Genomic DNA, 4,238 nt, shown 5'->3' with positions numbered 1-4,238 from the left:
GGTGCGCAGCACGTCCAGCGCCTGCTGTAGCTGGAAGTCGCTGTCGGCCAGCGCCGTGATGGCTTGTCCGCTGAGGCTGACCGCGGCCGAGGTGCCTTTGAAATCGAAATGCGTTCCGATTTCGCGCTGGGTCTGCTCGACGGCGTTCTTCACCTCGACCATGTTGGGTTCGAGCACGGTGTCGAAGGAGGGCATACCCAATCCTCGTGTGGGGCGGGGTTTGCGACAATCCGTGCATGGTAGTCGAGAACCACGTGTCGTTGCAGCCCTTCAACACCTTCGGCATCGCGGCGCGTGCCCAGCGTCTGGTGCGCCTGCGCAGCGAGGATGAGGTGCTGGCGCTGGTGCGGCACCCCGACTGGCGGCCGCGCGAAACCTTCATCCTGGGCGGTGGCAGCAACATCGTGCTGACCGGGGACGTGCGCACGCTGGTACTGAAGGTGGAGCTGTCTGGGCGCCGGCTGCTGCACGAGGACGAGCGTGGCTGGCTGGTGGAGGCTGCTGCCGGGGAAAACTGGCACGCCTTCGTGCAATGGACGCTGGAGCAGGGCTGGCCCGGCCTGGAGAATCTGGCCCTGATTCCCGGTACGGTGGGCGCGGCACCCGTGCAGAACATCGGCGCCTACGGCGTCGAATTGCAGGACCGGTTTCACTCGCTCGATGCCATCGACCTGGAGACGGGCCAGCGGCTGACGCTGCAGCACGAGCACTGCGCGTTTGGCTACCGTGATTCGGTGTTCAAGCACGAGCGCAGCGGCGCGCGCGGTATGGGTCTGAAGGGGCGGGCGTTAATCACCCGGGTACGGTTCTGGCTGCCGCGGCGCTGGCGACCGCAGCTCGACTACCAGGATCTGCAGCGCAAGGTAGCCGAGACGGGGATCACCGATCCCACCCCGCAGCAGGTGGCCGACTGGGTGTGCGCGATCCGGCGCGCCAAGCTGCCCGATCCGGCGCAGCTGGGCAATGCGGGCAGTTTTTTCAAGAACCCGACGGTGACGCCCGAGCAATGCGCCGACATCATTGGGCGTGACCCGAAGCTGGTGCACTACCCCATGCCGGACGGCAGCGTCAAGCTGGCCGCTGGCTGGCTGATCGACGCCTGCGGCTGGAAGGGCAAGACGGTGGGGCGGGCCGGGGTGTACGAGAAGCAGGCGCTGGTGCTGGTCAACCGTGGCGGGCGCGAACACCCCTGCACCGGGGGCGAGGTGATGACGCTGGCGCGCATGATCCAGACCAGCGTGTACGAACGCTTCGGCATCCGGCTGGAACCAGAGCCCGTGGTGGTGTGAGCCGCTGCGGCACCATCGTCCACGGCGCGCGGTGCCGCCGCGGGGCGCCTCAGCCACTCTGTGGGGGGGTCAGGCTGCCAGACGCTCCAGCACCGGCGCCGCCTCCCCGTGCGGTGTGCCGATCGGACCATCGGCCGGGGTGTGCAGCGACTCCACCATGGCCTGTGCGCTCAGCTGCCCGGTGCGCACCAGGCGGCCAAAATCCTGTAAGGCTTGTTGGCGCGCCTTTTCCATACGCGCGCTGGGGCGCTGCGTCGGGCAGGGATCCTCACGCTCGGCACAAGCCAGCGCCGCACGGCCGATCCAGGTCTGGGTGTAACCGCACGAGGGGCACACCAGCCCGTTGCGGTGCGCAACCAACACGCCCAGATAGCCCCCGGCGAAGCTGTGGTGTCCGTCTTTTGCCTGGGGACAGGTCAGCGGGTAGACGGGCATCGGAACGACCCCCGCCTGCAGGCGGTTGATCTGGTCGACGATGGCGGGATCGAACGGGGCGTGCAGCCACATGAGATAACTCCGACGGTGTTTAGGGGATCCCGGGCGGGGTCGTTTGCCGCTATTCTTGGGGACAGCGTGGGGTGTGCCAACGGGTTCTTGCAATGAGAGACGCTTGTTACAGATGGTTACAGCAACGCGGCGGCGGTGCGCTACGCCAGCGGGGGCGGCTGAAGTCATGGCTGTCTGCGCTCCTGGCCACCGTGTTGCTGCTGGCCGTGCTGTGGTGGGCGGGGCCGCGTTACGCTTTCGGTCCGGAGCAGCCCGCGCCGCGGCCGGTGCCACCGACCGATGTGGCGCAACTCGACGCCTGGCTGGCGGCGCAAGAAGCCGGGCAGCCGGGACTGCGCCCCGGCGCGGCCAAGGGTATCGTCTGGCACGGTGCTCCGGGCACGCGTACGCGGTGGGCGGTCGTCTATTTGCATGGCTTCACGGCCACCCGGGCCGAGACCGCGCCTTTGGCCGAGCAGGTGGCGCAGGCCCTGGGGGCCAACCTGTTTTACACGCGGCTGGCCGGCCACGGGCTGCCGGCCGACGCCCTGGGGCGCGTCACGGTGCAAGACTGGCTGGCGGATGCGCAAGAGGCGCTGGACATCGGACGGCGGATAGGAGATCAGGTGCTGGTGATCGGCACCTCCACCGGGGCCACGCTGGGCGCCTGGCTGGCGCTGCGGCCGGATGCGGTGCGCGAGCCAGTGGCGGCGCAGGTGTGGATATCCCCGAATTTCGGTCCGCAGGACAAGCGCACCGAGTGGCTGCTGGGACCGTGGGGAAGCCAAATCGCGTACGTCATCACCGGGGGAACGGTAGGTGCACCCAGTGAGGACGAGCGCATCAACGCGGCATGGACGCGCGTCTACCCCGTGGAGGCGCTGCTGCCGATGATGGCGCTGGTGCAGCGGGTGCGCGACGCCGACTGGAGCCGCGTACGCACGCCGCTGCTGGTGTTCTACAGCCCCGCCGACCGCACGGTAGACCCGGCGCTGACGCAGGCCATGCTGGCACGGCTGCCGCCCGGTGTGGCGACGCTGGAGGCGGTCACCGACAGCACCGACACCGAGCAGCACGTGCTGGCCGGGGCGCTGCGTTCGCCCAAGACCACCGAGCGGTTGGCGCGGCGCATTGTGGACTGGGTGCAGCAGAGGCCGTGATGGCCGGCCCTGCCTTGGCCGAGGTCGCGCCTTAGCCACCGAGTTGGAGCAGGTCGCCATCTTGACCGATGGCCAGCAGCCCGGCTTGGGAGTAGATGGCCAGTTTGCCGCGCGTGTCGCTGATGTCCAGGTTGCGAAGGGTGAGTTGCCCAATCCGGTCGCGTGGGGTGAAGGCAGAGGCACCTTTTTCCATCGTCAGCCGCTCGGGGTGGTAGGTCAGGTTGGGGCTTTCGGTATTGAGGATCGAGTAGTCGTTGCCACGGCGCAGCTCCAGCGTCACTTCGCCGGTGATGGCGCGCGCCACCCAGCGCTGGGCGGCCTCACGCAGCATGATGGCTTGCGGATCGAACCACCGTCCCTGGTAGAGCAGGCGGCCCAGCTTGCGCCCGTTGTCCCGGTACTGCTCGATGGTGTCCTCGTTGTGGATGCCGGTGACCAGCCGTTCGTAGGCGATGAACAGCAGCGCCATACCCGGCGCCTCGTAGATGCCGCGGCTCTTGGCTTCGATGATGCGGTTCTCGATCTGGTCACTCATGCCCAGGCCGTGGCGGCCGCCGATGCGGTTGGCCTCCAGGAACAGCTCCACCAGATCGGGGTACTCGCGTCCGTTGAGCGCCACCGGGCGGCCTTCCTCGAAGCGCACCGTGACTTCCTCGGGCTGGATCTGGACTTCGGGCTTCCAAAACGCCACGCCCATGATGGGGTTGACGATGCGAATGCTGGAGTTCAGGTGCTCCAGGTCTTTGGCTTCGTGGGTGGCGCCCAGCATGTTGCTGTCGGTGCTGTAGGCCTTCTCCACCGACATCTTGTAGTCGAAGCCGTTGCGGATCAGGAACTCCGACATCTCCTTGCGGCCGCCCAGCTCGTCGATGAAGGTCTGGTCCAGCCACGGCTTGTAGATCTGTAGCGCCGGGTTAGTCAGCAGCCCGTAGCGGTAGAAGCGTTCGATGTCGTTGCCTTTGTAGGTGCTGCCGTCGCCCCAAATGTGGACGTCGTCCTCCTTCATGGCCGCTACCAGCATGGTGCCGGTGACCGCGCGCCCGATGGGCGTGGTGTTGAAGTAGGTGAGGCCGGCGGTGCTGATGTGAAACGCGCCGCACTGCAGCGCGGCCAACCCCTCAGTGGCCAGCTGCGGACGGCAGTCCACCAAGCGCGCCTGTTCGGCGCCATAGGCCAGCGCACGCTGCGCAATGGCGTCGTAATCGGACTCATCCGGCTGGCCCAGGTTGGCGGTGTAGGCGTACGGAATGGCGCCCTTTTGGCGCATCCACAGCAGGGCGGCGCTGGTGTCCAGACCGCCGGA

5 protein-coding genes are annotated in these 4,238 nt (G+C 67.6%); 2 read left to right on the top strand and 3 right to left on the bottom strand.

Going from position 1 to position 4,238, the window contains the following annotated elements:
- On the bottom strand, positions 1–195 hold a 195-nt coding region (locus V7Z54_RS09515; protein ID WP_334136135.1), incomplete at its 3' end, for a DUF520 family protein.
- Positions 196–236: 41 nt separating this feature from the next.
- Between V7Z54_RS09515 and murB the strand changes: the two genes are divergently transcribed.
- Positions 237–1,289 (top strand): UDP-N-acetylmuramate dehydrogenase, encoded by a 1,053-nt coding sequence (gene murB, locus V7Z54_RS09510; protein WP_334136133.1) that lies wholly within the window; start codon positions 237–239, stop codon positions 1,287–1,289.
- A 69-nt stretch (positions 1,290–1,358) separates the two neighbouring features.
- Here the strand turns inward: murB and V7Z54_RS09505 are convergent, their stop codons facing one another.
- Complete coding sequence (locus V7Z54_RS09505) at positions 1,359–1,796, bottom strand: hypothetical protein (protein ID WP_334136131.1); 438 nt, start codon at positions 1,794–1,796, stop codon at positions 1,359–1,361.
- Between the two features lie 191 nt (positions 1,797–1,987).
- Here V7Z54_RS09505 and V7Z54_RS09500 point away from each other — a divergent pair, with 191 nt between their 5' ends.
- On the top strand, positions 1,988–2,935 hold the full coding sequence (locus V7Z54_RS09500) for an alpha/beta hydrolase (protein WP_334136130.1): 948 nt from the start codon (positions 1,988–1,990) through the stop codon (positions 2,933–2,935).
- A 31-nt stretch (positions 2,936–2,966) separates the two neighbouring features.
- Here the strand turns inward: V7Z54_RS09500 and argG are convergent.
- On the bottom strand, positions 2,967–4,238 hold a 1,272-nt coding region (gene argG, locus V7Z54_RS09495), incomplete at its 5' end, for an argininosuccinate synthase (RefSeq protein WP_334136128.1).

Origin of the sequence: Tepidimonas sp. (genome assembly GCF_036824975.1) — a bacterium.
Classification (GTDB): Bacteria; Pseudomonadota; Gammaproteobacteria; order Burkholderiales; family Burkholderiaceae_C; genus Tepidimonas.
Note: the sequence above shows the minus strand (reverse complement) of the source record. Positions and strands in the feature narration are given on the sequence as shown.

Coding starts and splice junctions, on each gene's coding strand:
- V7Z54_RS09505 (WP_334136131.1), bottom strand. CDS start 1,796: ATGTGGCTGCACGCCCCGTTCGATCCCGCCATCGTCGACCAGATCAAC.
- murB (WP_334136133.1), top strand. CDS start 237: ATGGTAGTCGAGAACCACGTGTCGTTGCAGCCCTTCAACACCTTCGGC.